The following is a 22843-nucleotide window of genomic DNA, read 5'->3' on the forward strand; positions in this document are numbered from 1 at the left end:
GATAGTTGCCTCACAAATATACAAAAAACACAATACTACCTATAAAAAATATTATTTTAAGTTATATTCTTCCTATTGGATTAGCGAATTTTGCTCCATTCTTCTCTACGATATCTACGATATTATAATTTATTTCTTCACGCGTAACATTCAAAACAACTACATTATTGCTTTCAACATTATAAGCAACTTGAATATCCAAAGAGCCATCACCGATACCATCAAAGCGTGTTACGCCAGGGTCGGGAAGATAAATATTCTTATGCGACATCACTACTTCTTGAATTTGTGATACGATGTTATGAATAGCATCAGCAGGGGTATCTTGTTGAAGTCTGATTAATGATTTTACCCTGCGGAATTGTCGAGTACTCATGTTCTCTAACGCTTGGGCAGTAAGTAGGCGGTTAGGAATTGTAACTACACTACCATCTACGGTTTTTACACGGGTACTCCTAAAACCAATTTTTTCCACATCGCCCGATACTTTATCTATCTGAATATTGTCGCCTACTACAAAAGGCAAATCCATAAAAAGCATTAATGAAGCAAACAGGTTTTCCAAGGTTTCTTTGGCAGCTAAGGCAATAGCTAATCCCCCAATACCAAGTCCTGTAACCAAAGCCACCACATCTATCTTGAAAACAATGCCGAGCATGGTAAAGAAGGTGGTAACAGACAACATCACAACGGCCAAATCTTTAAAGAAAGGGACAAACTGGTCGTCTAGCTTAGTTTCTGTCAGTGCAGCACGTTCTTGGAAAATCAGGGAAATGAATTTTATCAATCGAATCAGAATCCAAGAAATGGAGAAAATCAGGATACATTGATAACATTTCAATACTACCATTCTCAGTCCAAATGTTTCTCTAGCAACCAAATTCCAAGAAACAGGAAAATGTAGGTATTGAAAAGCAATATATACCATTAATAGAACGATAAAAAGCTCTACGGGCTTTCTGAGCATCTCAATACAAGTATGAAAAGATACTTTATCGTGTCTAATAAAACGATATAGTATTTTACTTAATGATATAGATAACAAACGCTTTATTAATAGGCCAACAATTATAATTCCAATAAACCAGAGAATATCATTAACTTTATTTTCAAGAATTTCAGACTCTAAGAATTCCATAATATTTAATTTTTTTCTGCAAAGATGGCAATCATCTTTTGGAGTGAACACAAGAATTTTAAAAACTCGTTCCCAAAATTGTAAAATTTGCTTTTATTTTAAACGATGTACTTTCACTTTTATGTGAAAAAATTATTCTTGAGGCAATTTTTCACCTTCTATTTTATATGAATTTAGCTATAGATTTAGGAAATACTTTTGCTAAAATTGGTCTTTTTGAACAAGGAAAACTGATAGAAAAAAAAGGCTCTTTTACATATCAGGCATTGTTGGAATATGTAACACATTTGAAGCCAAGCAATATTATTATTTCAACAGTTAGTTATTCAGAAGAGCAATTAAGGCAGGATTTTGATAATACTGAGGCAAAATTGTTATTTTTAAAAAATACCACGCTAGTACCAATCACTAAATTGTATGATACGCCCGAAACCCTTGGAGCCGACCGCATTGCTGCGGCGATTGGTGCCAGAGTGGTTTTTCCTGAAAACAATGCTATGATTATCGACCTGGGTACTTGTATTACTTACGATTTGGTTGACATCGAAGAAAACTTTCATGGTGGCATTATCTCCCCTGGCGTACGGATGCGTTTTACTGCTATGAATACTTTTACGAAACGTTTGCCGTTATTAGAACCAACAGAAGCCCCTATTATTTTAGGTAAAAGTACAGCACATGCCATGCAAAGTGGCGTAATGAACGGCATAACTGCTGAGATTAATGGATTTATTGAAGAATATAATCAGCTTTTAACAAAAATTAACGTCATTTTATGTGGCGGGGATGCTACATTCTTTGCAAACCGCATAAAATACCCGAACTTTGTAATTCCAGAGTTGGTGCTGATTGGACTTAACAGAATTTTAGAATATAATGTCGAACAAAATAAATAGTATTTCAAATTTTATGCGAGCAACAATCCCTTCAAGGGTTGTAAATAGAAAAAATTACAATCAAGCACTTGCTTCTAAATTCTTATTCACATCATTTTCTCGTTTATTTTTTGCTGTTTCCTGCCTTTTGGCATTTCATTCAACACAAGCTCAAGAAACGAACTCTCCTTTTTCATTTTTAGGAATTGGTGAAATTTACAATGGTGGAACAGCAGTAAGTTCAATGTCGGGTGGCTTAGGTGTTGCTAGTTCTAATGGTATTTATGTAAATACATTGAATCCAGCCGTGTTAGCAAGAAATCGCTATACTGTTTTTGAAATGGGTGTAAATACCGAATTCAAAGCGATGCAAGACAGCAAACAGCGTTCTAATACCTATAACGGAACGTTAGGCCCTGTAATGTTATCTTTACCTGCTTCGCCTCGTTGGACATTAGCGTTGGGTTTAACGCCTTACTCTAACGTAAACTATAAAACAGTTACATCAAGAAGACTGAATGTAATCGGAACAGATAGCTCGACGCTTACTTACAATGGTGATGGTGGGCTTAGTAAAGCAATTGTCAGCAATGGTGTAAGAATTACTAAAAATATGTATTTGGGGCTTGAAACCTCTTATCTATTCGGTGTAATTAACCGAGATATTACCACTCAAAATCTTACGGATGGACAAAACTATCAAGTAAAATATTTTGACCGCTCTAATTACTCAAGTGTCCATTTTAAATTAGGCTACCTTTGGAGACCAAAAATCAGCAAAGAATACTTTTTGAATGTGGGTGCAACGGCTGAATTTGCCCAAAAGATTGGTTTAAAAAATCTTGGCGGATTCGACATTTATGATGCCACAGGTATTACCCTTATTAATGCTGATACCCTATCAAATCCGAATGGAAGTATAACGCTTCCTGCCAATTATAAGTTTGGGCTTAGCCTTGAAAAACCAGGGAAATTAGTGGTTTCAGTAGATTACTCTACGACAAAATGGACTGGCTATAAAAATTTATATGGTTCGTCGGAAGGACTTAGAGATGCTTATACCGTAGCGGTTGGTGCTGAGTATATTCCAAAGTTTGATGCTATTTCTGGTTATTTCAATCACGTGATGTATCGTGTGGGAGCTAACTATACACAATCTCCTTATAGTTATAATGGTAATGAAGCAGCCAAAGACATGAGCTTTTCGGTAGGAGTATCGTTGCCTTTGCGTACTATTTCTTATGTAAACATTGCTTTTGTGAGAGGGAAAAGAGGGGTACTTTCGAGCAATGGATTAGAAGAACAATATAGTAAAGTAGTGGTGGGCTTCTCGTTAGGTGACTTTTATTGGTTCCGTAAACCAAAAATTGATTAATTATTCTGATTGTATGAATCAATTAAAAATATACTTGAAGCTATTTCCAGATTTGACAACTCCGACAAGGGTTGTCAAATCTGTTTTACGCCCATTTTTATTCGTCCTCATCGGTTTATTGAGTATTTGTCTAACGGCTTGCTATGAAGAGAAAAAAGAAATCGTCAAAAAGATGTATAATGGCCCCATCTCAGAAATATATGGTGTAAACATGGTTTATTCAGATTCTGCTAGATTGGTTGTTAGAATGTCAACAGAAAGTCAATTGACGATGCCGAATGAAGATAAGGTGTATCCAAATGAAGTAAGGGTTTTCTTTTTTGATAAACAGGGCAATAACAGTACTACTTTAAGGAGTGATTCAGCAAGGTATATTCGTATGAGAAATGTGTATCACATCATGGGAAGGGTACTAATCAACAACCAGATAAAACACGAGACCTTAGCTACTGACGAACTATACTGGAACCCAGATACCAAGAGGATTTATACAGATAAGCCTGTCGATGTAAATACACCCGAAAATATCCTACACGGCATAGGGATGGATTCAAATCAGGATTTTACGGAATATACTATCAGAAAAGTAACAGGGGTAGTTAGTGTGAAAAGTTTACCATAAATATGAGTCATCCCGAATTTCTCTTAAAATAGGAAAGTTTGACAAAATAGCCTCATAGAGGCGAAATATCGGTAGTTATATTTTCTAAATAACATTCTCCCCAAGCCCCATCGGGGCGAAATATTTCGCCCCGATGGGGCTTAGGGATTAATAGGATGCTTCTTCTACCGATATAGTGTTCCTAAGGGAACGATAACCTGTATGCATAAATCAAAAAAGCGGTCAAAAAACTAATTTCGACCGCTTTTTTATGATTTTAAAATTCTGGATGACTCATGTTTATTCTACTTTATTTTTACAAGTCTTTAATATTTTCTCAACCTCTTTTACACTGGTTATCGTTTTTTCACCTCCCCATTCATTGTAAATAAATGTTGCTATTTCGGCTACATCGAGTGCTTGTAATTGCGTATTAGCAGGCATTGGCTGATGATACGTTTTACCATTTACTACAATGGTATCCATTAAACCATTCCGCATCGAACATAGTACTAACTCTTTATTCTTTGTCAAAAAATCAGAACCTGCAATCGGTGGATACAATCCTGCCAAGCCTTCTCCTTTTTCTTGATGACAATTCGCACAGTGCGTTTTATACAAAGCCTGTCCGTCTACATAATACTGTTTTCGTTTAATCTCCTCTTTGCTATCACAAGCAGTCATGGCAAACAGGGTAATTAAGCACAACGCAAAACTAAGCTTATTGGTAATATATCTGGGTGACATCAAAATGTGTTTCAATAATGTAATTATTTATTTGAACTTGTTTCTTTTAAAAGTATCTCCATATCCTCCATCAAATTATCTACTTTTGCAGCAACAGTCCCATCATAAAGACCGCGAATATGGCGATTTTTATCTACCAAAATAAAGGCTCCGCTATGTACTACGCCACCGGGCTGAGTAGGGTCGTCAGCGGCTGAGACCATATAGCTTTTTTGTCCTATTTCATATATTTTAGCTTTATCGCCCGTAACCATTTGCCAACTATTGCCTTTAATGCCTAAATTACTTCTAAACTCTTTTAAAACAGCAGGGGTATCATGACGTGGGTCAATAGAATGAGATAATAATACTACATCAGGATTATCTTTATATTTTTCATAAATCCTTAACATCTGCGTTTTCATTTTTGGGCAAATGGTAGGACAAGTCGTAAAAAAGAAATCTGCTATATAAATTTTTCCTGCAACAAACTCTTGTGTAATTTTCACAGAGTCTTGATTAATAAATTCAAAATCTGGAATGGTATGATAAAGTGTATCAACCACTTCTTTACCACCATCAACCACTTTTTTAATAGGTTCTTTATTACCTAAATAAGGTAATTCTTTAGGAGCTTTACTACAACCCGCTAAAGCAACTACTAAAAGGATTACTGACAAAGACTGAACAACATTTATCTTCATAATAATTTTCAAGCACGAAGGCTATTTTTTCAAAAAAGCTTTTGCTTCTTCTATACTAGCATTCGTTAGCTCTTTTACTTTTACAATTTTGTTTTTCTCTTCTTCGTAATATTTTACTACTACTTCTTCCGATTTGCCCTTTACTTCTTCAGGGTTATATTTCTCCATCCAATTCATCATCTGCACATCCGCAGAATCCAAGGCTACATACAAGTCTTTTGCTTTTAGTGAATCAGGTGATACTTTAGCGACAGAGTCTAGCTGCCCTTTTAAAGTCATAATTTCATCCATTTTGGGCATTACCTCATCATGAACAGCCATTACTTCTTCAATCATCTTTTTTTGTTTGTCTTCCGACTTCGAGCAGGCAAAAACAAACGGTAGCATTAAAATTGGCAACAGTATTTTCTTCATATTGATGGTATTTAGTTTGAAATGTGATATTTTTATAACAAACTTTTAAGCCTTAACGTTTAGGAATTTTGTCAATATTTTTAACTGACAAGGTGTTTTCCTAGTATTTCACGAGCATTTTCAACAATAGCTCTGGATGGATTTTCGCCTCCAATCATTTGGGCTATTTCCATTACTCGCTCTTCGCTGGTTAATTTTCTAATTCTCGAAACCGTTCTATCTGAAGAATTATCTTTATACACAAAATAGTGTGCTGACCCTTGCGCTGCAATTTGGTGAAGATGGGTAATGGCTATTAATTGGTGATTTCGGCTCATTTCTCGCATCATATTCCCCACTTTTATGGATACTTCGCCAGAGATTCCTGTATCAATTTCATCAAAAATAATCGTTGGCAACGCTCGTTTATTCGCCAAAATGTATTTTATCGCCAACATCAAACGGCTAAATTCACCGCCAGAGGCTACATTTTTGATAGGTTGTGGCTTAACTCCTTTATTGGCTGAAAATAAAAGATTAATCACATTAATACCCATTGGCGAAGGCTTGATGATTTCATTTTCTATTTTCAAGCTAGCATTAGGCATTCCTAAGTCTTTCAACAAATCAGCTATTTGTTTTTCAATAATAGGTAAAGCCGAAAGTCTTGAGGCTGACAAAGCCTCAGCACTTTTCAGTACTTCTTTTTCCGTTTTCTCTACCTCGGCTTTTGCTGTTTCAAGAGCCTCGTCGATATTGAGTACCTTATTCACTTTTTGCTCTAACTCTTTCTGAATAATCAACAATTCAACATCTGTTTTTACTTGATGTTTTTGTAAAAGGTTGTAGATAATATCAAGGCGTTGCTGAATAGTAGCAATTTTTTCGTTATCCAATTCTACTTCTTCTGCCTCGTTTTCTACTTCTACTGCAATGTCCTTTAGCTCAATCAAACAGCTTTGCAAGCGTTGCTTTAGCTGTAAATATTGCTCACCAAAAGTACTGATGCTATTCAAATTCGCCAAGGTTGAAGTCAACAATGGGATGATTGATTGTTCAGTTGCATTAAGATACTCAGCAGATAATAGTAACTTTGACTTTACTTCCTCTGCATTCTCTAGCTTATTTAATTCTTGTTCTAATACTTCTAATTCCCCAGCTTTCAATTTGATTTTTTGCAGTTCATCTAATAAGAATGCATTATAATCAAACTCTTTTTTACTTTCTTTTGCTTCTACTTTCAGTTGGTCGTATACTCTTTGTGCCTTATAAAAAGCCTGATAATCCTTTTTATAGCTATCTAACAGTTCATGATTTTGTGCAAAGGTATCTACTATTTCTAGCTGATAGTCGTTGGCACCCAATAGTAAATTATCATGTTGCGAGTGCACATCCATCAATTGCGTGGATACTCTGCGAAGTGTCTCCAAATTTACAGGCGTATCATTGACAAAAGCACGGGTTTTGCCTTGTGGGGAAATCTCACGACGAATCACGCAATGTTCATCATAATCTAACTCTTCTTCTTCAAAAATATTCTTGATAATATAGCCAGAAACATCAAATTCGCCCTCGATGATACATTTTTCATTAGGATTAAAAAGTGTACGAGTATCAGCACGATTGCCCAATAACAATCCTATGGCACCCAACATAATAGACTTTCCCGCACCTGTTTCGCCTGTAACAATGTTCAAGGCAACATCAGGGGTTAGTACGAGATGCTCAATTAAAGCATAGTTTTTTATTTGTAACTTCGTTAGCATAAGTTATTGGCATAAAAGCCTTGTCTGTCAATTCTTCACAAATATACTAAGGTATATGGAGTACATTATTATTCAATTTTCAAATTTCGTCGCTCTTTTTGTCATTTTAGCCTCAAAAGCTTCTTGCAAATCGGCTGAAAGTAACATACCAGCATTCCAAGTAGCCATATAATTTAGTCCATCGGCTACTGAATGGTCACGGGTATGCAATAAAATATGTTTGGTTCCTCTGATAGAAACAGGTGATTTCTGGGCTATCATTGTTGCCAATGCCATTACTTCTACCAACATCGTTTCTTTATCACTAAAGGTGCGGTTTACTATCCCGATTTCTTTCGCCTCTTTGCCATCTACATTTCTACCTGTATAGGCCATTTCTCGTACTAAGCCATCGCTAATGAGTTTGGGCAATCTTTGCAAGGTGCCTAAATCTGCTACCATCCCCATATCAATTTCTTTAATACTGAAATAGGCGTCGTCTGTACAATAACGCATATCACACGCACAAATCAAATCTACTCCTCCGCCAATACAACCGCCGTGAATAGCCACTAAGACAGGTTTTGAACAATTTTCAATGGCATTGATGGGTGCTTGTAGGCTTAAAATATCTTTACGAATTTTTTCTCTTCGTCGAGCATCACAAGGCGTTTGTGTTTGCGTAACCGACATCAGCAAGCTTAAATCAATACCCGCACAAAAATGCTTGCTTGTACCTCCCTCCAAGACAATTACTCTTACTTCAGGATTTTCGTCGAGTTCAGTAAATACATTCAAAATTTCATTCCATGCTGTTTGATTGAGGGCATTGGCTTTATCAGGACGATTGATAATAAGATGAGCAATATGATGCTGGATAGTTAATTGAAGAGTTTCCATAGCTTTGAGTATAAAAAAAATTCACAGAGAAAAAACTGAAAATCAGCAATTTCTCTGTGAATGTTGAAGTTAGAAGATATAGCTTTGGAACGCAAGATTAAAGCAAAATATTTCGATTAATTTCTGCCTCCCCCTTTGTCTCCGTCGCCTCCGCCATCGTTCGGACGTTGATTTACTTTGACGTTAGTATTACCAAAATTATAGGTAAAATTGATTCTTAGTCTGCGGTTATCCCAACGGTATTCTCCTGTTGAAATCAACTCTGGCGTTCTGGCTACATTTCTATAGCGATTCAAATCGGCTGGATCTTGTATAGAAATTTTCAGTGTACCTTTTTTATCCCATAAGAATTTCTTGATACCCAAATCGAAAGCTCCTTGTGCTTTATTAGTTTCAAAACCCCATGTTTCTCCAGAGTTTACATAACCTGAAATTTCGGCAGATAATGTCTTGTTAAGCGTAAATGTTTGTTGAATATAAACTCCACTATAAAACTGATTGACATTTACTACAGCATTCTCTCTTTGGTAATCATACACATTGATACCGCTCCAAATATTAACATTCACATTCCACCATTTGGTAAGATTAAATGGTAAAGATGTACTGAAACTCCACCATGATACTTTTCCATTTACGTTTTCAACCGATTCACGGATATATCTTCGTCCTGTGATAAAAGTAGTATCAAGGTCATATACTTGAGAAAAGAATTGATCTACTTTTACATAATCAAAACTAAAGCTAAAGGCATCTTTAATCGTGTGTGTTAAAGAAACTTTGTTTTGGATTGATGGTAACAAATTTGGATTCCCTCTTCCATACTGTTGTGGCGAAAAGAAACGATTGAACACATTATAATTGTTAGCATCTGGTCTGTTTATTCTTCTTGAGAAACCAAAAGAAATAGCATAGTCTTTGGTTACTTTTTTATTCAATGAAAGCGTAGGGAATAAATTGAAATAGTTTTGTGCAGAAAGCTCAAGCCCTGCTCTGTCTTTCCCTGAATTATTAGTCTGTTCTCCGCGTAAGCCTACTTGTAAGTTCAACGTTTTGCTTAATTCAGTATTTAACATAAAATATCCCGCATTGATGTTCTGTCTGAAACGGAAATAAGAATTCACCAATGCTCCGTTGTCTCTAAAATTGTCATTAAAGTCTTTTTCACTATCTGAAAAACTTGTTTTAAACCCTGTTTCTAACTTTACTTTTTTGGTAATATTTTTAACAAAATCTGCTTTAAAGGCATAAGTTATCGAATTGTCGGGAGCAATAATCTGGTTTTTCACTATATTTTGTTGACTTTCTAATATAGTAGATGTTTGAAAATTATCGTTAGATTTTGTTCTATTTACAATAATGTCGAAGTCAACATTTAATACTGTTCCAGACGTATCAAAGGTTTGCTTCCAGTGAGTATTAATCAGAAAATTCTTATTATTATATTCTCTGTTACGTAGCATCTCAATGAACTGCGTAGTCGTCTGTTGTGTATTAACTTGATTAGTTGTTCTTTGTATTGGATTATCAGAAATAGCTCCTTGTAACGAAACGCCAAGGCTTGTACTCTTGCTAAAGTCATAATCAAAGGCGAACTTAGATGACCACGATTCGCCACTTCCTAAAGATTTACCAATATTTTTACGGGTTTCAACAACTTGGTCTCCTTTAAATAATTCTTGGTATTCATTGGCAGCATTTAGCCAAGTCATATAATTTCTACTAAGATTGGCATAAACAGTATATTTTCCTTTCTTAGCATTCATCGTAATTCCCTGACTGTTTTTAGGGAAACTGCCATATTCTTTATAATTACTATAGCCAACCCCCATATCAACAATGTAATTAGTACCAAAATTCTTTCCTTTTTTGGTTTTGATGTTGATAATTGCCGTAGTACCCGAAGCATCGTATCGGGCTGATGGATTCGTGATTACTTCTATTTTATCAATGTCATCACTCTTTAAAGTTTTCAAGAAATTAGCCAATTGTTCTTCGCTCAGATAGGTCTTTCTATCATCAATCATCACCATTACGCCAGCTTTTCCATTTACTTTAATCGTCTCAGCATTTCTATCTACCGTAACGCCCGGTACTTTTTCCATGAGTTCTAAGCCATTCAAACCAGAAGTAACAGGGCTAGCATCCACATTCATAATCATTTTATCGCCCGTACGTTCTATTAATTGCTTCTTAACAGTTACTTCTACTTCCGCAAGATTTTTGGACTCTAATGCCAGTTGAATACTTCCAACATTCAGATTGGCACGTGCATCAATTTTTTGATAATATTTTTTGTACCCAATAGCAGTAATGGATAGCAAATAGGTATTATGAGGGATTTGTGAAACAGTAAAATTACCATCTACATCTGCTACAGCACCCTTTAGCATCGTAGAATCTTTTTCATTCAAAATTAATATGTTAGCAAACGAAGCAGCTTGCTTTTTTTCGTCAACTACTATTCCTGAGATAGTTGACTGCCCGAATGTCTGAATGGTAATAAGTAGGAATAATACAAATAACGTAGGTTTAAAGATCATAGCGTTTAGTGTTTTGATGATTTTGTTAAGAAGATGCAAAGTTCATGTAGAATGTTGCATTCAAAAAGTTAAAAACTCTTAACAAAGGTTCAACTTCAGGACAGGGCATTGTAAAAAATGTATCATAGAGATTCAATTTTTCTGCCTAAACACTATTGAAATACCAAAAGAAATGTATAAATTTTTGCCATGATTAGAGTCCCTTCCCTTATACACGCTGGTGAATTTCAGTCCTTGAAAATTCAGGATATGACCTTCGTTGCTTATCGCGATCAAGACCCACCGCTAAAAAACGAAGTGTTTTTTGAAGAACACGCCATGATTTTTGTACTAGATGGCGAGAAGCGTTTTACTTTGCCTAGCCAAACCATCCTTGTCCGCAAGGGCAGTGTTGTTTTTATTCCGAGGGGGTATTATGTGATGCAAGAAACGATTGACGCAAGCTATAGGAGCTTAGTGTTTTTCTTTAATGAAAAACTTCTGAAAGAATTTGTTAGTCAACATCTTGACCTCTTTGAAGAATACCAGCGTAGCCAAACTTTGCAAGGAATGTGGAATAATGCCAGCGAACTATTGGTGTTAGAAATCACGGAGAGTTTAGATAAATTCACAGAATCTATTTTCCCTTACTTTCATCATGAAACCCAATATTTGAATCACTTCTTACGGTTAAAACTCCAAGAATTACTTTTGCATATCTTGGAAATAGACCATTCTAAACAGTTTAAATCTATCCTATTTAGCTTGTATAAAGGGGAAAAGCCTGATTTGGCGTTTTTGATGAATTCATATTACTTAAAACCGTTGTCGTTGGAGGAACTATCAAGACTTTCGGGAAGAAGTTTATCTGCGTTTAAAAGAGACTTCCAACAAGAGTTCAATACGACTCCTGCTTTGTGGATAAAAAATAAACGACTGGAATATGCTAGTTTACAGATTGAAAAAACGGAGAAGAATGTTTCGGAAATTAGTATGGAAATAGGCTACGAAAGTGTGTCTCACTTTATCAAAGCTTTCAAAGAGAAATACGGTTATACGCCTTCTGCTTTGAAGAAATGAAACATGATTTATCCCGAATTTTTTAAATCCAAAAAAGCGATCAAAATTAGTTTTTTGACCGCTTTTTCATGATTGATGAACACTGAATTCCTACTGTTTGAGCGATAGCGAGTTTAGGAATTCTTGAATTTCTTTTGTTACTTTTCTTGTTTCAAGACAAGAAAAGTAAGGACTAAATTATAATGCATACAGAACCTCTAGAACTCATTACTTCAAAGAAAAATTCGGGGTGACTCATGTTTTTATTACTTTACTTCAAAGAAACCATCCCCTATTTTATACCCTTCAGCGTATAGTTCTATGGTGTGTCTGCCTTCTTTGTAGGCTTGTCCACGGCTATATACAAACTCAACAGATTGGTGACTATTATCGTAAACAATTTTCTGTTTAGCAGTATAGGTAACCTCTTTATTTTTATACGTAAAACTGCCTGAACCAGTGCTCATATCCGCAATCGACTGTCCTTGTGGGTCAATGATTCTTAAAAAGATTACTTTTGCTTCACGGCTTGTCAAAGGATTTTCTTGTAAATAAAAAGTGATTCTTACTTTATCAACCTTCTTTGATTTATACACACCCCCATCGCTTTCTTTTCCTTTCGTAGAAATCGCATATACATTGATACTTTCAGCATGCAAAGCCGATGCTTGCGAGACCTTCTCGGATAACTCTCTATTTCTTTCTGATAATTCTTTTTGGCGAAGCGTATAATTGATAGCAGAATCGTTCAACGCTTTTTGGGCATAGGTAATATCTTCAAGTAATGCCTGAGCCTCTTTGCTGAGCGAATCATTCATGGCGACTAAAATACCGTTCTCTTTCCTTAGGTTAATTAGCTCATTGTCTTTTTCGCCGAGTAAAGTAAGGTACTTCTTGATTTTAGACTCATACCTTTTCATCGAAAATCCTTCTGATTTCTGTAAGGCTATTTTGTCTTTTTGCAATTGCTGTTTAGCACGAACTAGCTCGCTAACGTCCCCTCCTAACCGTTTAATCTCAATTATTTTGGTATTTAATTGGTTTTCAATGGAATCTAATTTAGTAGTGGCGACTAATAAGTCCTTTGCTTGTAAAATACCGAGTTCATCATTTCTTTTATTAAACTGTCGTTCTCTGAAATATAAAAACCCTAATGCTGTTACTAAAATAATCAATACAGCAACGGCGATTTTAAGTTTCTGTTCACTTTGTCTATTTGGATTATACTCCTCCATTGGCTAGTATGTGATAATTTATGGTTGTATTAACTTTAAACGTTATAAGTTTGGTTTAATTTTGCAAAACTAAGTGTTTACCCCCGATAACACAAAAATACAAGTATTTACCAAAATTTTTGAGGAATGAGCATCGCAAAAAATTTAGATAATATCAAGTTACAGTTACAAGGCACATCTGCCCGTTTGATAGCTGTCACTAAAACCAAACCCATTGCTGATTTGGAAGAAGCCTATCAAGCTGGCTGTAAAATCTTTGGTGAGAACAAAGTCCAAGAAATGGTTGAAAAATGGGAAATACTGCCTAAAGATATTGAATGGCATCTGATTGGTCATTTACAAAGCAATAAAGTAAAGTATATGGCTTCCTTTGTAACGATGATACATTCTGTTGATTCTTTAAAACTACTTCAGGAAATTAATAAACAAGCTACTAAAAATAATAGAATAATTGACTGTTTATTGCAAATTTATATTGCTGAGGAAGAAACAAAATTTGGATTATCACAAGATGAGGTCAAAGAACTCTTAAATGCTGAAGAATTCAAGAGCATGAAAAACATCAGCATTGTTGGTGTAATGGGCATGGCTACTAACACCGATGACGAAAACCAAATTAGGTTAGAATTTAGAAGTTTAAAGACTTTTTTTGATGAATTACAACAAGAATATCCTGAAACAGAGAACTTTCAGTTAAAAGAAATCTCCATGGGAATGTCTGGTGATTTTCTAATTGCTGCGCAGGAAGGTGCTACTTTAGTAAGAGTAGGTTCTGCTATTTTCGGACATAGATAAATATTATGTGGATTAGTTGATGACGACTAATCCACTATTTTTTTTAACCCAATTCTCTTTTTTTATCTTTCATCGCATATTTCAAAATCACTTTTTTCTTCGATACTGTTTCCAGAAATGGTTTTAAAATCTGTTCTGCTGATTTTTTTGTTTGGTCTAAAATCCCCATTTCTCTGGCTGATTGCTCTACTTGTACTTCTGCTTTTTTAAAAGCATCATCTATTAGCTTTGCTTCGTCCATAAAAGCGTATTCAGTATTATAAACTCTTGACTTCGAATGGTCAATTTTATAATTACAAATCTCTGGTTCGGGCAAATGAACTACTAGCACACTATCTTGTTCGGTAATATCAGCTACTCTAATCTTTGTCAAATCCAAACATCCCGTGGCCTCGCCCGTTACAATTAGCAATACTTTGGCATCTGGCAAAAAATTCTTTTTAATGCGGCTTTCTACCACATCTCTAAAGTTATATTTTACCAACTCTAGTTTTCCCATTGAGGTTATTTTTTGCAGCAGTACACTATGTGATACCTCTGGTTCAGTATCACCAAAAGGATTTTTTAAACTTTTAAATTTCTCCCAAGCCCATATCGCTAATAATATCAACAATACAAAAGGAAGAATACGAACTAATCTGCGAATTATAAGCATAGTGTTGAAATGTATATTTACCTAAAAACAAAAAACCTGCGAAATAATTCGCAGGTTCTCAAAGTATTATATCTCTCCTATTAGTGACTATGACTATAAGTTGAAGTATCTGATTGTTTTTCCAAATCAAATAATTCATTGATGACATCTACTAATTGGTCTGCGTCTCCACGTTTACAAGCTGCCTTTAATTGAAGTACAGGTAGCTTCATGATTTTTTGAACAATTCCCATCGTGATTTTCTCGATTTTCTCAGACTCTTCTGGTGAAAGGTTCTTTAAATGGCGAGCCATCTCTTCTTTTCGAATTTGCTCTAGAGCATTTTTCAATTTATTAATCGTTGGCGAAACGACCATTTCTTTTGACCAATCATCGAATCCTACAATCGCTTCTGTGATAATGCGTTGTACGTGAGGAATAGATGCTAATCTACTTTTCAATGCCTCATCAGCACGTACTCGTAGGCTATCGATGTTATATACTAATGCTCCTGGAATATCCTCTACGTTATCTTCTACACTTCTAGGAACTGATAAATCTATAAAATATTTAAACGTAAGGATGCCTATTTTTTCAATCAATTCTTTGGTAACGATTGGTTTATCAATCATTACAGAAGAAATAATTACATCGGCTCTTTTAATTTCTCTTTCTAACGTAACAAAATCAGCAATTCTGAAATTACGACCAGTAGCAATTTTTTCTGCTTTTGCACGAGTACGGTTCATTACTGTAATCTCTGCAAATTCTTGGTCTGCCATGTTTTTACAAACATCAATACCGATTTCGCCTAAACCTAAAATTAATACTTTGGGATTATTAATATTTCTAGTTACTTCTTCCGTTAAAGCTACCGCTGCATACGAAGTTGAAGCTGCACCATCACGGAAAGATGTTTCTTGTGCAACGCGTTTGTTAGCAAAAAAGATAGTGTGCATCAAACGGTGAAGGAATGGGCCAGCCATATTCAAATCAGCAGCGATTTGATAAGATTGTTTAACTTGGTTAGGTATTTGTAAATCACCAACTACTTTTGAATGCAAACCTGTTGCTACTTCAAAAAGATGTTGAACAGCCTCTGATTGTGTATTTAGTTGATGGAAATAATCAACATATAAAGCTGTATCAGTAATTCCTTTTTCAATTAATAATACTTTGATTAATTCTGCCGTGATGTTCTGTTCGGCTACGTAATATACTTCGGTACGGTTGCAAGTAGAAACAACAAGGCTTTCTTGAATGCCAAACAAATCTCTGATTTTAAGTGAGAAATTTTTAATTTCCTCCTCAGTAAGAGCTACTTGTTCTCGCACCGCTAAAGGGGCAGACTTATATGATAAACTTAATGCTTTGAAAATATTTTCCATGACTCCTTACAATTCCGATTCGCTTCAATGAGGGTTTAATTGCCTCTGTGAGTAGCTATACAATTAAACAACTTGTAACACTGTGTGCCATATTTTCACAAATTGAATAATTGTGTAAAATTACAACACGAATGATTATGATTGGTTCTAATAATGGCTAATTATTTATACTTATCAATAATTTAGAATACTTATAAATAACAACCCTATTCTTTGGCTTTATTTCTAAAAAAAATACAATTTTTAAGCCTTTTGAATTCTGCCCGAAAGGTAGGTGTGTTTTAAATATTCGAAACTGATTTTTGTCAACTTTATTGTTAATATTCGTTAGCAATTTTATATGCATTATAAACCTAAAACAAAATTAAGCAATGATTTTCAATAGTAAAAATTGATAATTTATATATAACAATAGTTTTTAACTATATACCAATTAACGAAAAAGGGTAAAGGGATTCATGAGATGGAATACTATATTCTGTTCTAAAAAATCCTTTACCCTTTAGCAGTAAAATTATTGTCCTACAATGTCTCCTCTTAAACTTGCTAAAACTGTCAATAACTGAATTTTAGTCCTCGACTCAACTTTAAATTTCACCAAAGATGCCGTAAGGTCTTCCACCAATGCATTAAAATGGGCATCTGTTAGGTTCATACCTTTATGGGCTGTCTTCATATCCTTACCCGTATATTTTTCTGGTCCACCCGAAGCTTGTCCTACCTGATTGACCAGATTCATTTTCAAACGATTCAAACGAGCAGGGTCAGCCGCCGCCGCTGCAAAAAATGAATTAATACGAGTATCTGCAGCTACTTTTCCGATAAAATCATCGATAACTAGCGTAATCGCAGCATTTCCTCCCAAACGTGTATAAACACTCGTAGAACCTTCAACAATATCGCCTTTCATGGCTGCTAATGCCGTTAACAATTCTGTTTTTTCGGTAGCAGGTACTTTGAATTTATCCAATGATAAAGATAAATCTTCTACTAACGCATTAAAATGAGTTTCTTCAATTCCCATTCCTTTATGAGCTGTTTTCATGTCAAGTCCTGTGTATTTTTCCATCCCTCCCGTAGCCATTCCAACTTGATTAATCAGGTTATTGCGTAATCTAGTCAAACGTGCTGGGTCAGCAGCGGCATCTGCAAAAAAAGCATTAATTCTAGCATCAGCAGCTACATTGGCAATAAATTGGTCGATAACGGCAGAGATAGCTGTGTTTCCGCCGAGGCGTTCATACAGAGATTTTGGCGCTACTACTTCTTCATCTTTTTTGCAAGATGTAAACACAAGCATCCCTGCCATGAGGAAAGCTCCCCATAGTCGCATTGTTCTTTTCATGTTATTAAAATTTTACCGATGATTGCAAAAGTAGTGCACGCTCGAGATGCCTAACTTTCACGATTAGTTTTAGAAATGTACGAGCAAAAAGAGAGCTGAATAATTAAAACAACTAGTGAGTATTAATAATTAACGTAATATAGACGAAGGGTATCGGTTAAAATGGGATGGGTAATGGAATAAATATATTATCTGAAGCATAAAGCTTTCTTGGCTCCTAATATAAAATCTATGTATTCGGTCGGTACTGGGCATTGTGGCCCTTTAAAAGCTGTAAAATCTACTTTTGTTGGACTGAAGCCCCCAGAAGTAATCGCTTTACTAAGCGCTTCTTCTGAGGTTTCATCTTCATGGAAAGTGACACTAACTGTTCTTCCCATACGATTTACTGTGGCAGCAGTAATACCTGTGTTAGTGGATAGTTTATTGGCGATGTCTAAGCTATCTTGTACAGATAATTCATGATTAAGATTAAAAACAGCTAGGGAAATTGGCTTTAAATTTAAGCGATCAGCAAGTGGCGGTTCTTCCCAGTTCGCATAAATCACAAAACCAACAAAAAGGCTTAAAATGATTATGCTCGTTACTTTGAATATTTTTTTCAACTTTTGCATGGCGGGCAGATGTTTATTTTAAAATTCTTATCGTTTCATAATTCAATTCTTACACTTTCAAACATATCTACGCAGTACATTGATGCTTGGATTGCGTAGGTTATACTTTTTTTGTCTAACAATCAAAAAGGGAGGAATATCTAATTAGACCTTCCTCCCTTTTTGATTGTTTTAAAACTTAAATTATATCCTATTAATAGCCTTTTTCCCATATTTCATGGGTTCTTTCACCTTTTGATGTTTGTCCAGCATGAATCCAATCTTTGCCATTTAATACACAATCGTATTGGAAGGAAGTACCTACTTCTTTGATATTTTTAGACGAAAAACTGATTTTTTCAGTATATTTCTCTTTGTTTTTGCTAAAAACGCCTCCAAAAGTGCCAAAAAATTGATGGGTATCAATATTGAAACTCGCCCACTGAAAGTATTGACCTGATAATATTTTTATTGTTTTAAAAGGCCCTTTAAATACGGTTTGCATTTTAAAGTCTTTATCTTCCTTAGCCCGTAATCGCCAGAGAGCCTTTGACAGAGGTGTTGGGCTAGCCTTTTCTTCTATCCGAGACCAAGTGCCTGCTAAAGGGCCTTGAACAACTGTCAATTTTTTATTGTCGATAAAAAATATATTGGCTACTGTTAAACCAACTAACGTAGAATCTTCTGTGTTGAAATCTCTTTTGTAAGACAAAATTGTTTTAGCATCAGCTTTCAATATTTCAAAGCTCCCTCCACCACTACTGACAAGTTTTTTGTCGCTTACTTTATATACAGCAAACATCAAATAGTTTTCAGTGCAAATCAAGGTTGCTGTATTGCCACTTGCATTTACTTGTTGCCATACACCAGCAATCGACTGAGCGTTCAAAAAATTGTTGATACATAAGCAAAAGCCTAAAATGAACAATAATATTTTTCTATTCATTGAAATATTCAGGATATAAATTACGATTAAGTAATGAACGAAGATTGAATAACCTTTCGCATAAAACATCCATTAGCTTTTACTTTTTAATCAACTTCAATACTTCTCCCGCTATTTCTTTGGCTGCCTCTGGTTTGGCTAACTGATGAATATTCTTACTCAAAACAGCTTGCTTTGCTTCATCTTGGAGCAAATCTATCGTTGCTTTCACAAGAGTTTCTCGGGCAGTAATATCTTTCACTAAAATAGCGGCATCATTGTTCACCAAGCTCATGGCATTCATCGTCTGATGGTCTTCAGCGGCTGTAGGCAAAGGCACTAGGATAGCTGGTTTAGCGGCTAAACACAATTCCGAAACCGACAAAGCTCCTGCTCTAGAAACTACTACATCTGCCACAGCATAGGCTAAATCCATTTCATAAATAAAATCAGAAACATATACTTGTCCTTTGAAAACACTGGCTGTAGTTTTAGCTCTTTCGATATAAAGCTTCCCTGTTTGCCACACAACCTGATAACCTGCACCCACTAAGTTGGTCAAGCCTGCATCAATGGCTTCATTAATTGTCCTCGCTCCTTGGCTTCCTCCTATGACCAATACTGTTTTTTTATCAGCCTCTAGTCCAAAATGTTTTAATGCTTCGTCTTTTTTTGATTTTACTTCTAAAATATCTTTTCTGACAGGGTTTCCTGTCATTTTTATTTTTTCAGCCGCAAAAAAGGCATCCATTTTGGGATAGGCCACACAAATTTTTCGGGCTTTTTTAGCCAAGAATTTATTTGTAACACCGGCATAAGAGTTTTGCTCTTGAATCAGATAAGGTATACCCATCATAGAAGCCGCCAATAGCAAAGGGCCTGAAGCATATCCGCCTACACCAACCGCCACATCAGGTTTGAAATCTTTAATAATGGCTCTTGCTTCGCTTAAGCTCGCTATTAATTTCCGTGGAAAACTAAGGTTAGCTAATACATTAGAACGATTGATACCTGCAATTGGTAAACCAATAATGGGATAACCTGCCTTAGGCACTTTTTCCATTTCCATTTTTCCTTCTGCTCCTACGAACAAAACTTCAATGTCAGGATTTATTTCTTTTAATGCATTAGCAATAGCAATGGCTGGATATATGTGTCCGCCTGTTCCTCCACCAGAGATGATGACTTTTGTCATTTGAATGTTTATTAATGATGTGCTTAAAAAGTGATTGATTAGGTAATACTTTTTAGGCGATTGTATGCTAAAATATATGTTGCTGACTAAACACAAATAGCTTAACTATCCTATAAAATCGGGTTTTTCACTTTGTCTCTACTGACTGCAATAATAATGCCTACCATTGCACCAGTGAATAACAACGAGCTACCTCCCATACTTAGTAAAGGTAAGTTTTGCCCTGTTACAGGCCCAAGTCCTGTAGCAACGCCCATGTGTACCATGGCTTGGATGACTAAACTAAAGGTTAATCCTGCTGAAAGTAAGCCCCCGAAGGCTCGTCCAGAACTATCTACAGCTTTCATGCCTCTGTACAAAAACCATAGATAAAGCCCCAATACAATTACTCCGCCAATCATGCCCCATTCTTCAATAATAATGGCATAAATAAAATCTGATTCAGATTCTGTCAAAAAATATCGTTGCTGACTTTTTCCCGGTCCTTTTCCTACAATACCTCCATTAGCAATGGCATAAAAGCTTCGCTCTATTTGGTAGTCGGTAGTCTGTGAGGCATCCTTGCGTTTATTCCCATTCCAATTGCTGGCAAAGTTAATCACACGATTTCGAGCCGTTTCAATACGACTCCCCGTTCCTGTCATGACCAGCAAAGTAGCGGTAATAAAAATACCGACTAAGGCCATTAACAAATATTGACTGGGAACTCGCCCAAAAAACATCAATAAGAAACAAGTAGTAAATAAAAGTAAAGACGTAGAAACGTTAGTAAGTGCAATGGCCGAACATACCAAAATGATTTTGATAATCATTGGTAAAATTTCTTTGAAAGTATAATTAACGTGCTGTCGCTTGGCCAGCATGGCTGCCAAGTTGGTAATTAAAGACAATTTGGCTAAATCGGAGGGCATAAAAGTTAATCCTCCAACGTGAATCCAACGATTGGCGTGGTTAATTCCTTGTTCAAATTTATAGGCATAAATCAATAACACGAAAGACAGAATTACGCCTGCATTAGAATACATCGCAAAACGATGGTAGTCTAATCGATGAAAAAACCACATAGAGCCAAGTCCCAACGATACCAAAATAATATGCTTGATGATATGATAAAAAATACCTCCACCATTCACCATCACCGCTAATTTTCCTGAAGCACTTGCTACTACAATGATACTTATCATTGATAAAGTAGCTACAATCGTCCATATTTGATGATCACCTTTTAGGTTATCCTTTAACCAATTTGTCACCATTTGTTACTAATATTTTTGAATGAAATTTCTCTTTAAGCAATTGTCAGTGCTGCTACGGCTTCTTTGAATTGACGACCGCGGTCTTCATAATTTTTAAATAAATCAAAACTTGCACAAGCAGGGGAAAGTAACACTACGTCTCCCTGACTAGCAACTTCTTGTCCTAAATCTACAGCTTTTGTCAGGCTATCCACTGAAAAAATCAATGGCACTTTTTTCCCGAAGAAATCTAGTAGCTTCTGATTATCCGTACCCATACAGATTAAGGCCTTTACTTTTTGTTCCACCAAGGCTTCAATCTGACTATAATCATTTCCTTTATCAACCCCACCCATAATCAACACGATTGGCTCGTTGAAACTTCCTAATGCATAAAAAACAGAATCTACATTAGTTGCTTTTGAATCATTTACGAATTTTACGCCCCCTATTTCCCCACAAGGCTCTAGGCGATGTTCTACGCTTTTAAAAGTCTTGAGTCCTTCCGTTATTTTATCGTTTTCGATACCCAATACCTTGGCTACTAATATAGCAGACATGGCATTAATAGCATTATGAGATCCCTTGATAGGTAAATCTGCCTGAGGAAATGAAAAATGATTACCTTGATAAGTAACCTCTAGGTTTTCATCCAGAAAATAGCCTCCTTCAGCTACTTTTTCTTGTAATGAAACTGGTAGATAATTTATAGGAAATGTTTTTTTAGTCAGTTCATTAGCTAGTGCTTCGCTTTCCTTATAAAAAATAAAATTATCAGTTGGTGTCATATTTTGTAATACCCTGAACTTAGAATCAATATAGTTCTGAAATTCGTAGTTATATCTATCCAAATGGTCGGGCGTGATATTCAACAAAATGGCAATATCAGCTTTAAACTCAAAGCAATTATCTAACTGGAAGCTACTAAGTTCCAATACAAAATAATCAAGCTTATCTTCAATTACTTGCTTGGCAAAACTTTCGCCAATATTACCTGCTAAGCCTACATTCAAGCCCGCATTTTTTAGTAAATGATAGGTCAAGAGTGTAGTAGTAGTTTTTCCGTTGCTACCCGTAATAGCGATAATTTTTGCTTTGGTATAACGAGACGCTAATTCTATTTCAGAAATAATAGGGATTCTGAGTGATTTTAACTTCTGAATTAATGCTACTTTATCTGGAATGCCAGGGCTTTTTACTACTTCATCAGCATCCAGAATTTTGCTTTCAGTATGTTCTCCTTCTTCAAAAGGAATTTCGTTCTGATTCAATATCTCTTTGTACTTATCTGATAAAATACCTTTATCCGACAGGAAAACTTCAAAGCCTTTTGCTTTTGCCAATAATGCTGCCCCAACGCCACTTTCTCCTCCGCCCAAGATTGCGATTTTTTTCATATTACAGCCTTTTATTAATCTCTAAAAATTCAATTTGCAAAGTAACCAAAATCTCTGCCCTCT

21 protein-coding genes are annotated in these 22843 nt (G+C 35.6%); 5 read left to right on the plus strand and 16 right to left on the minus strand.

Features of this window, described 5'->3' with window-relative positions:
- Positions 1-61: 61 nt before the first annotated feature.
- Positions 62-1138 (minus strand): mechanosensitive ion channel family protein, encoded by a 1077-nt coding sequence (locus AC1RNE_RS10370; protein ID WP_492800902.1) that lies wholly within the window; start codon positions 1136-1138, stop codon positions 62-64.
- Positions 1139-1305: 167 nt separating this feature from the next.
- Here AC1RNE_RS10370 and AC1RNE_RS10375 point away from each other — a divergent pair, with 167 nt between their 5' ends.
- From AC1RNE_RS10375 to lptC, 3 genes are read left to right on the plus strand one after another with little or no spacing between them, the layout of a single operon-like run.
- Complete coding sequence (locus AC1RNE_RS10375) at positions 1306-2034, plus strand: type III pantothenate kinase (RefSeq protein WP_492800903.1); 729 nt, start codon at positions 1306-1308, stop codon at positions 2032-2034.
- A gap of 13 nt (positions 2035-2047) precedes the next feature.
- Positions 2048-3388, plus strand: a complete 1341-nt coding sequence (gene bamG, locus AC1RNE_RS10380; protein WP_492800904.1) for a BamG family beta-barrel-assembly machinery protein — start codon at positions 2048-2050, stop codon at positions 3386-3388.
- A 13-nt stretch (positions 3389-3401) separates the two neighbouring features.
- A complete protein-coding gene (lptC, locus tag AC1RNE_RS10385) occupies positions 3402-4010 on the plus strand; it encodes an LPS export ABC transporter periplasmic protein LptC (protein WP_492800905.1) in 609 nt (202 codons plus the stop codon).
- A gap of 279 nt (positions 4011-4289) precedes the next feature.
- On the opposite strand, the gene AC1RNE_RS10390 is transcribed toward lptC, so the two are convergent.
- The 6 genes from AC1RNE_RS10390 to AC1RNE_RS10415 form a co-directional block, all read right to left on the minus strand.
- Positions 4290-4736: a c-type cytochrome gene (locus AC1RNE_RS10390; RefSeq protein ID WP_492800906.1), complete on the minus strand. Its 447-nt coding sequence runs from the start codon at positions 4734-4736 to the stop codon at positions 4290-4292.
- Positions 4737-4759: 23 nt separating this feature from the next.
- On the minus strand, positions 4760-5419 hold the full coding sequence (locus tag AC1RNE_RS10395; RefSeq protein ID WP_492800907.1) for an SCO family protein: 660 nt from the start codon (positions 5417-5419) through the stop codon (positions 4760-4762).
- 21 nt (positions 5420-5440) lie between these two features.
- Complete coding sequence (locus AC1RNE_RS10400; RefSeq protein ID WP_492800908.1) at positions 5441-5833, minus strand: hypothetical protein; 393 nt, start codon at positions 5831-5833, stop codon at positions 5441-5443.
- Between the two features lie 80 nt (positions 5834-5913).
- Positions 5914-7578: a DNA repair protein RecN gene (recN, locus tag AC1RNE_RS10405; RefSeq protein ID WP_492800909.1), complete on the minus strand. Its 1665-nt coding sequence runs from the start codon at positions 7576-7578 to the stop codon at positions 5914-5916.
- A gap of 72 nt (positions 7579-7650) precedes the next feature.
- Positions 7651-8457 (minus strand): crotonase/enoyl-CoA hydratase family protein, encoded by an 807-nt coding sequence (locus tag AC1RNE_RS10410; protein WP_492800910.1) that lies wholly within the window; start codon positions 8455-8457, stop codon positions 7651-7653.
- A 116-nt stretch (positions 8458-8573) separates the two neighbouring features.
- A complete protein-coding gene (locus AC1RNE_RS10415) occupies positions 8574-11000 on the minus strand; it encodes an outer membrane beta-barrel protein (protein WP_492800911.1) in 2427 nt (808 codons plus the stop codon).
- A gap of 189 nt (positions 11001-11189) precedes the next feature.
- Between AC1RNE_RS10415 and AC1RNE_RS10420 the strand changes: the two genes are divergently transcribed.
- Entirely contained in the window at positions 11190-12059 is an 870-nt protein-coding gene (locus tag AC1RNE_RS10420; protein ID WP_492800912.1) for a helix-turn-helix transcriptional regulator, read from the plus strand.
- A 245-nt stretch (positions 12060-12304) separates the two neighbouring features.
- Here AC1RNE_RS10420 and AC1RNE_RS10425 read toward each other — a convergent pair whose 3' ends face one another.
- Complete coding sequence (locus AC1RNE_RS10425) at positions 12305-13273, minus strand: DUF8428 domain-containing protein (RefSeq protein WP_492800913.1); 969 nt, start codon at positions 13271-13273, stop codon at positions 12305-12307.
- Between the two features lie 126 nt (positions 13274-13399).
- Here AC1RNE_RS10425 and AC1RNE_RS10430 point away from each other — a divergent pair, with 126 nt between their 5' ends.
- On the plus strand, positions 13400-14068 hold the full coding sequence (locus AC1RNE_RS10430) for a YggS family pyridoxal phosphate-dependent enzyme (protein ID WP_492800914.1): 669 nt from the start codon (positions 13400-13402) through the stop codon (positions 14066-14068).
- Positions 14069-14111: 43 nt separating this feature from the next.
- On the opposite strand, the gene AC1RNE_RS10435 is transcribed toward AC1RNE_RS10430, so the two are convergent.
- The 8 genes from AC1RNE_RS10435 to murD form a co-directional block, all read right to left on the minus strand.
- On the minus strand, positions 14112-14723 hold the full coding sequence (locus AC1RNE_RS10435; protein WP_492800915.1) for a DUF4230 domain-containing protein: 612 nt from the start codon (positions 14721-14723) through the stop codon (positions 14112-14114).
- Positions 14724-14803: 80 nt separating this feature from the next.
- Entirely contained in the window at positions 14804-16090 is a 1287-nt protein-coding gene (hemA, locus tag AC1RNE_RS10440) for a glutamyl-tRNA reductase (protein WP_492800916.1), read from the minus strand.
- A gap of 514 nt (positions 16091-16604) precedes the next feature.
- Positions 16605-17435: a group I truncated hemoglobin gene (locus tag AC1RNE_RS10445; protein ID WP_492800917.1), complete on the minus strand. Its 831-nt coding sequence runs from the start codon at positions 17433-17435 to the stop codon at positions 16605-16607.
- Between the two features lie 188 nt (positions 17436-17623).
- Positions 17624-18049, minus strand: coding sequence for a heavy-metal-associated domain-containing protein (locus AC1RNE_RS10450; protein ID WP_492800918.1), 426 nt, complete (start codon positions 18047-18049; stop codon positions 17624-17626).
- A 193-nt stretch (positions 18050-18242) separates the two neighbouring features.
- A complete protein-coding gene (locus AC1RNE_RS10455) occupies positions 18243-18974 on the minus strand; it encodes a hypothetical protein (RefSeq protein ID WP_492800919.1) in 732 nt (243 codons plus the stop codon).
- Between the two features lie 79 nt (positions 18975-19053).
- Positions 19054-20148 (minus strand): undecaprenyldiphospho-muramoylpentapeptide beta-N-acetylglucosaminyltransferase, encoded by a 1095-nt coding sequence (murG, locus tag AC1RNE_RS10460; protein WP_492800920.1) that lies wholly within the window; start codon positions 20146-20148, stop codon positions 19054-19056.
- A gap of 110 nt (positions 20149-20258) precedes the next feature.
- Positions 20259-21404, minus strand: coding sequence for an FtsW/RodA/SpoVE family cell cycle protein (locus AC1RNE_RS10465; protein WP_492800921.1), 1146 nt, complete (start codon positions 21402-21404; stop codon positions 20259-20261).
- 32 nt (positions 21405-21436) lie between these two features.
- The gene (gene murD, locus AC1RNE_RS10470; protein ID WP_492800922.1) at positions 21437-22780 is read right to left on the minus strand and encodes a UDP-N-acetylmuramoyl-L-alanine--D-glutamate ligase; all 1344 of its coding nucleotides are present in this window, start codon (positions 22778-22780) and stop codon (positions 21437-21439) included.
- Positions 22781-22843 lie beyond the last annotated feature (63 nt).

It is taken from the genome of Arcicella sp. GW822-FHT02H01 (assembly GCF_058802005.1).

What these genes read in the sequence shown, in the direction of transcription:
- AC1RNE_RS10450 (WP_492800918.1), bottom strand. Translation starts at nt 18,049, where the DNA reads ATGCAAAAGTTGAAAAAAATATTCAAAGTAACGAGCATAATCATTTTA.
- AC1RNE_RS10430 (WP_492800914.1), top strand. Translation starts at nt 13,400, where the DNA reads ATGAGCATCGCAAAAAATTTAGATAATATCAAGTTACAGTTACAAGGC.
- AC1RNE_RS10410 (WP_492800910.1), bottom strand. Translation starts at nt 8,457, where the DNA reads ATGGAAACTCTTCAATTAACTATCCAGCATCATATTGCTCATCTTATT.
- AC1RNE_RS10435 (WP_492800915.1), bottom strand. Translation starts at nt 14,723, where the DNA reads ATGCTTATAATTCGCAGATTAGTTCGTATTCTTCCTTTTGTATTGTTG.
- AC1RNE_RS10425 (WP_492800913.1), bottom strand. Translation starts at nt 13,273, where the DNA reads ATGGAGGAGTATAATCCAAATAGACAAAGTGAACAGAAACTTAAAATC.
- AC1RNE_RS10400 (WP_492800908.1), bottom strand. Translation starts at nt 5,833, where the DNA reads ATGAAGAAAATACTGTTGCCAATTTTAATGCTACCGTTTGTTTTTGCC.
- murD (WP_492800922.1), bottom strand. Translation starts at nt 22,780, where the DNA reads ATGAAAAAAATCGCAATCTTGGGCGGAGGAGAAAGTGGCGTTGGGGCA.
- hemA (WP_492800916.1), bottom strand. Translation starts at nt 16,090, where the DNA reads ATGGAAAATATTTTCAAAGCATTAAGTTTATCATATAAGTCTGCCCCT.
- AC1RNE_RS10465 (WP_492800921.1), bottom strand. Translation starts at nt 21,404, where the DNA reads ATGGTGACAAATTGGTTAAAGGATAACCTAAAAGGTGATCATCAAATA.
- AC1RNE_RS10370 (WP_492800902.1), bottom strand. Translation starts at nt 1,138, where the DNA reads ATGGAATTCTTAGAGTCTGAAATTCTTGAAAATAAAGTTAATGATATT.
- AC1RNE_RS10415 (WP_492800911.1), bottom strand. Translation starts at nt 11,000, where the DNA reads ATGATCTTTAAACCTACGTTATTTGTATTATTCCTACTTATTACCATT.
- lptC (WP_492800905.1), top strand. Translation starts at nt 3,402, where the DNA reads ATGAATCAATTAAAAATATACTTGAAGCTATTTCCAGATTTGACAACT.
- AC1RNE_RS10395 (WP_492800907.1), bottom strand. Translation starts at nt 5,419, where the DNA reads ATGAAGATAAATGTTGTTCAGTCTTTGTCAGTAATCCTTTTAGTAGTT.
- AC1RNE_RS10445 (WP_492800917.1), bottom strand. Translation starts at nt 17,435, where the DNA reads ATGAAAAGAACAATGCGACTATGGGGAGCTTTCCTCATGGCAGGGATG.
- murG (WP_492800920.1), bottom strand. Translation starts at nt 20,148, where the DNA reads ATGACAAAAGTCATCATCTCTGGTGGAGGAACAGGCGGACACATATAT.
- AC1RNE_RS10375 (WP_492800903.1), top strand. Translation starts at nt 1,306, where the DNA reads ATGAATTTAGCTATAGATTTAGGAAATACTTTTGCTAAAATTGGTCTT.
- recN (WP_492800909.1), bottom strand. Translation starts at nt 7,578, where the DNA reads ATGCTAACGAAGTTACAAATAAAAAACTATGCTTTAATTGAGCATCTC.
- AC1RNE_RS10390 (WP_492800906.1), bottom strand. Translation starts at nt 4,736, where the DNA reads ATGTCACCCAGATATATTACCAATAAGCTTAGTTTTGCGTTGTGCTTA.
- bamG (WP_492800904.1), top strand. Translation starts at nt 2,048, where the DNA reads ATGCGAGCAACAATCCCTTCAAGGGTTGTAAATAGAAAAAATTACAAT.
- AC1RNE_RS10420 (WP_492800912.1), top strand. Translation starts at nt 11,190, where the DNA reads ATGATTAGAGTCCCTTCCCTTATACACGCTGGTGAATTTCAGTCCTTG.
- AC1RNE_RS10455 (WP_492800919.1), bottom strand. Translation starts at nt 18,974, where the DNA reads ATGAATAGAAAAATATTATTGTTCATTTTAGGCTTTTGCTTATGTATC.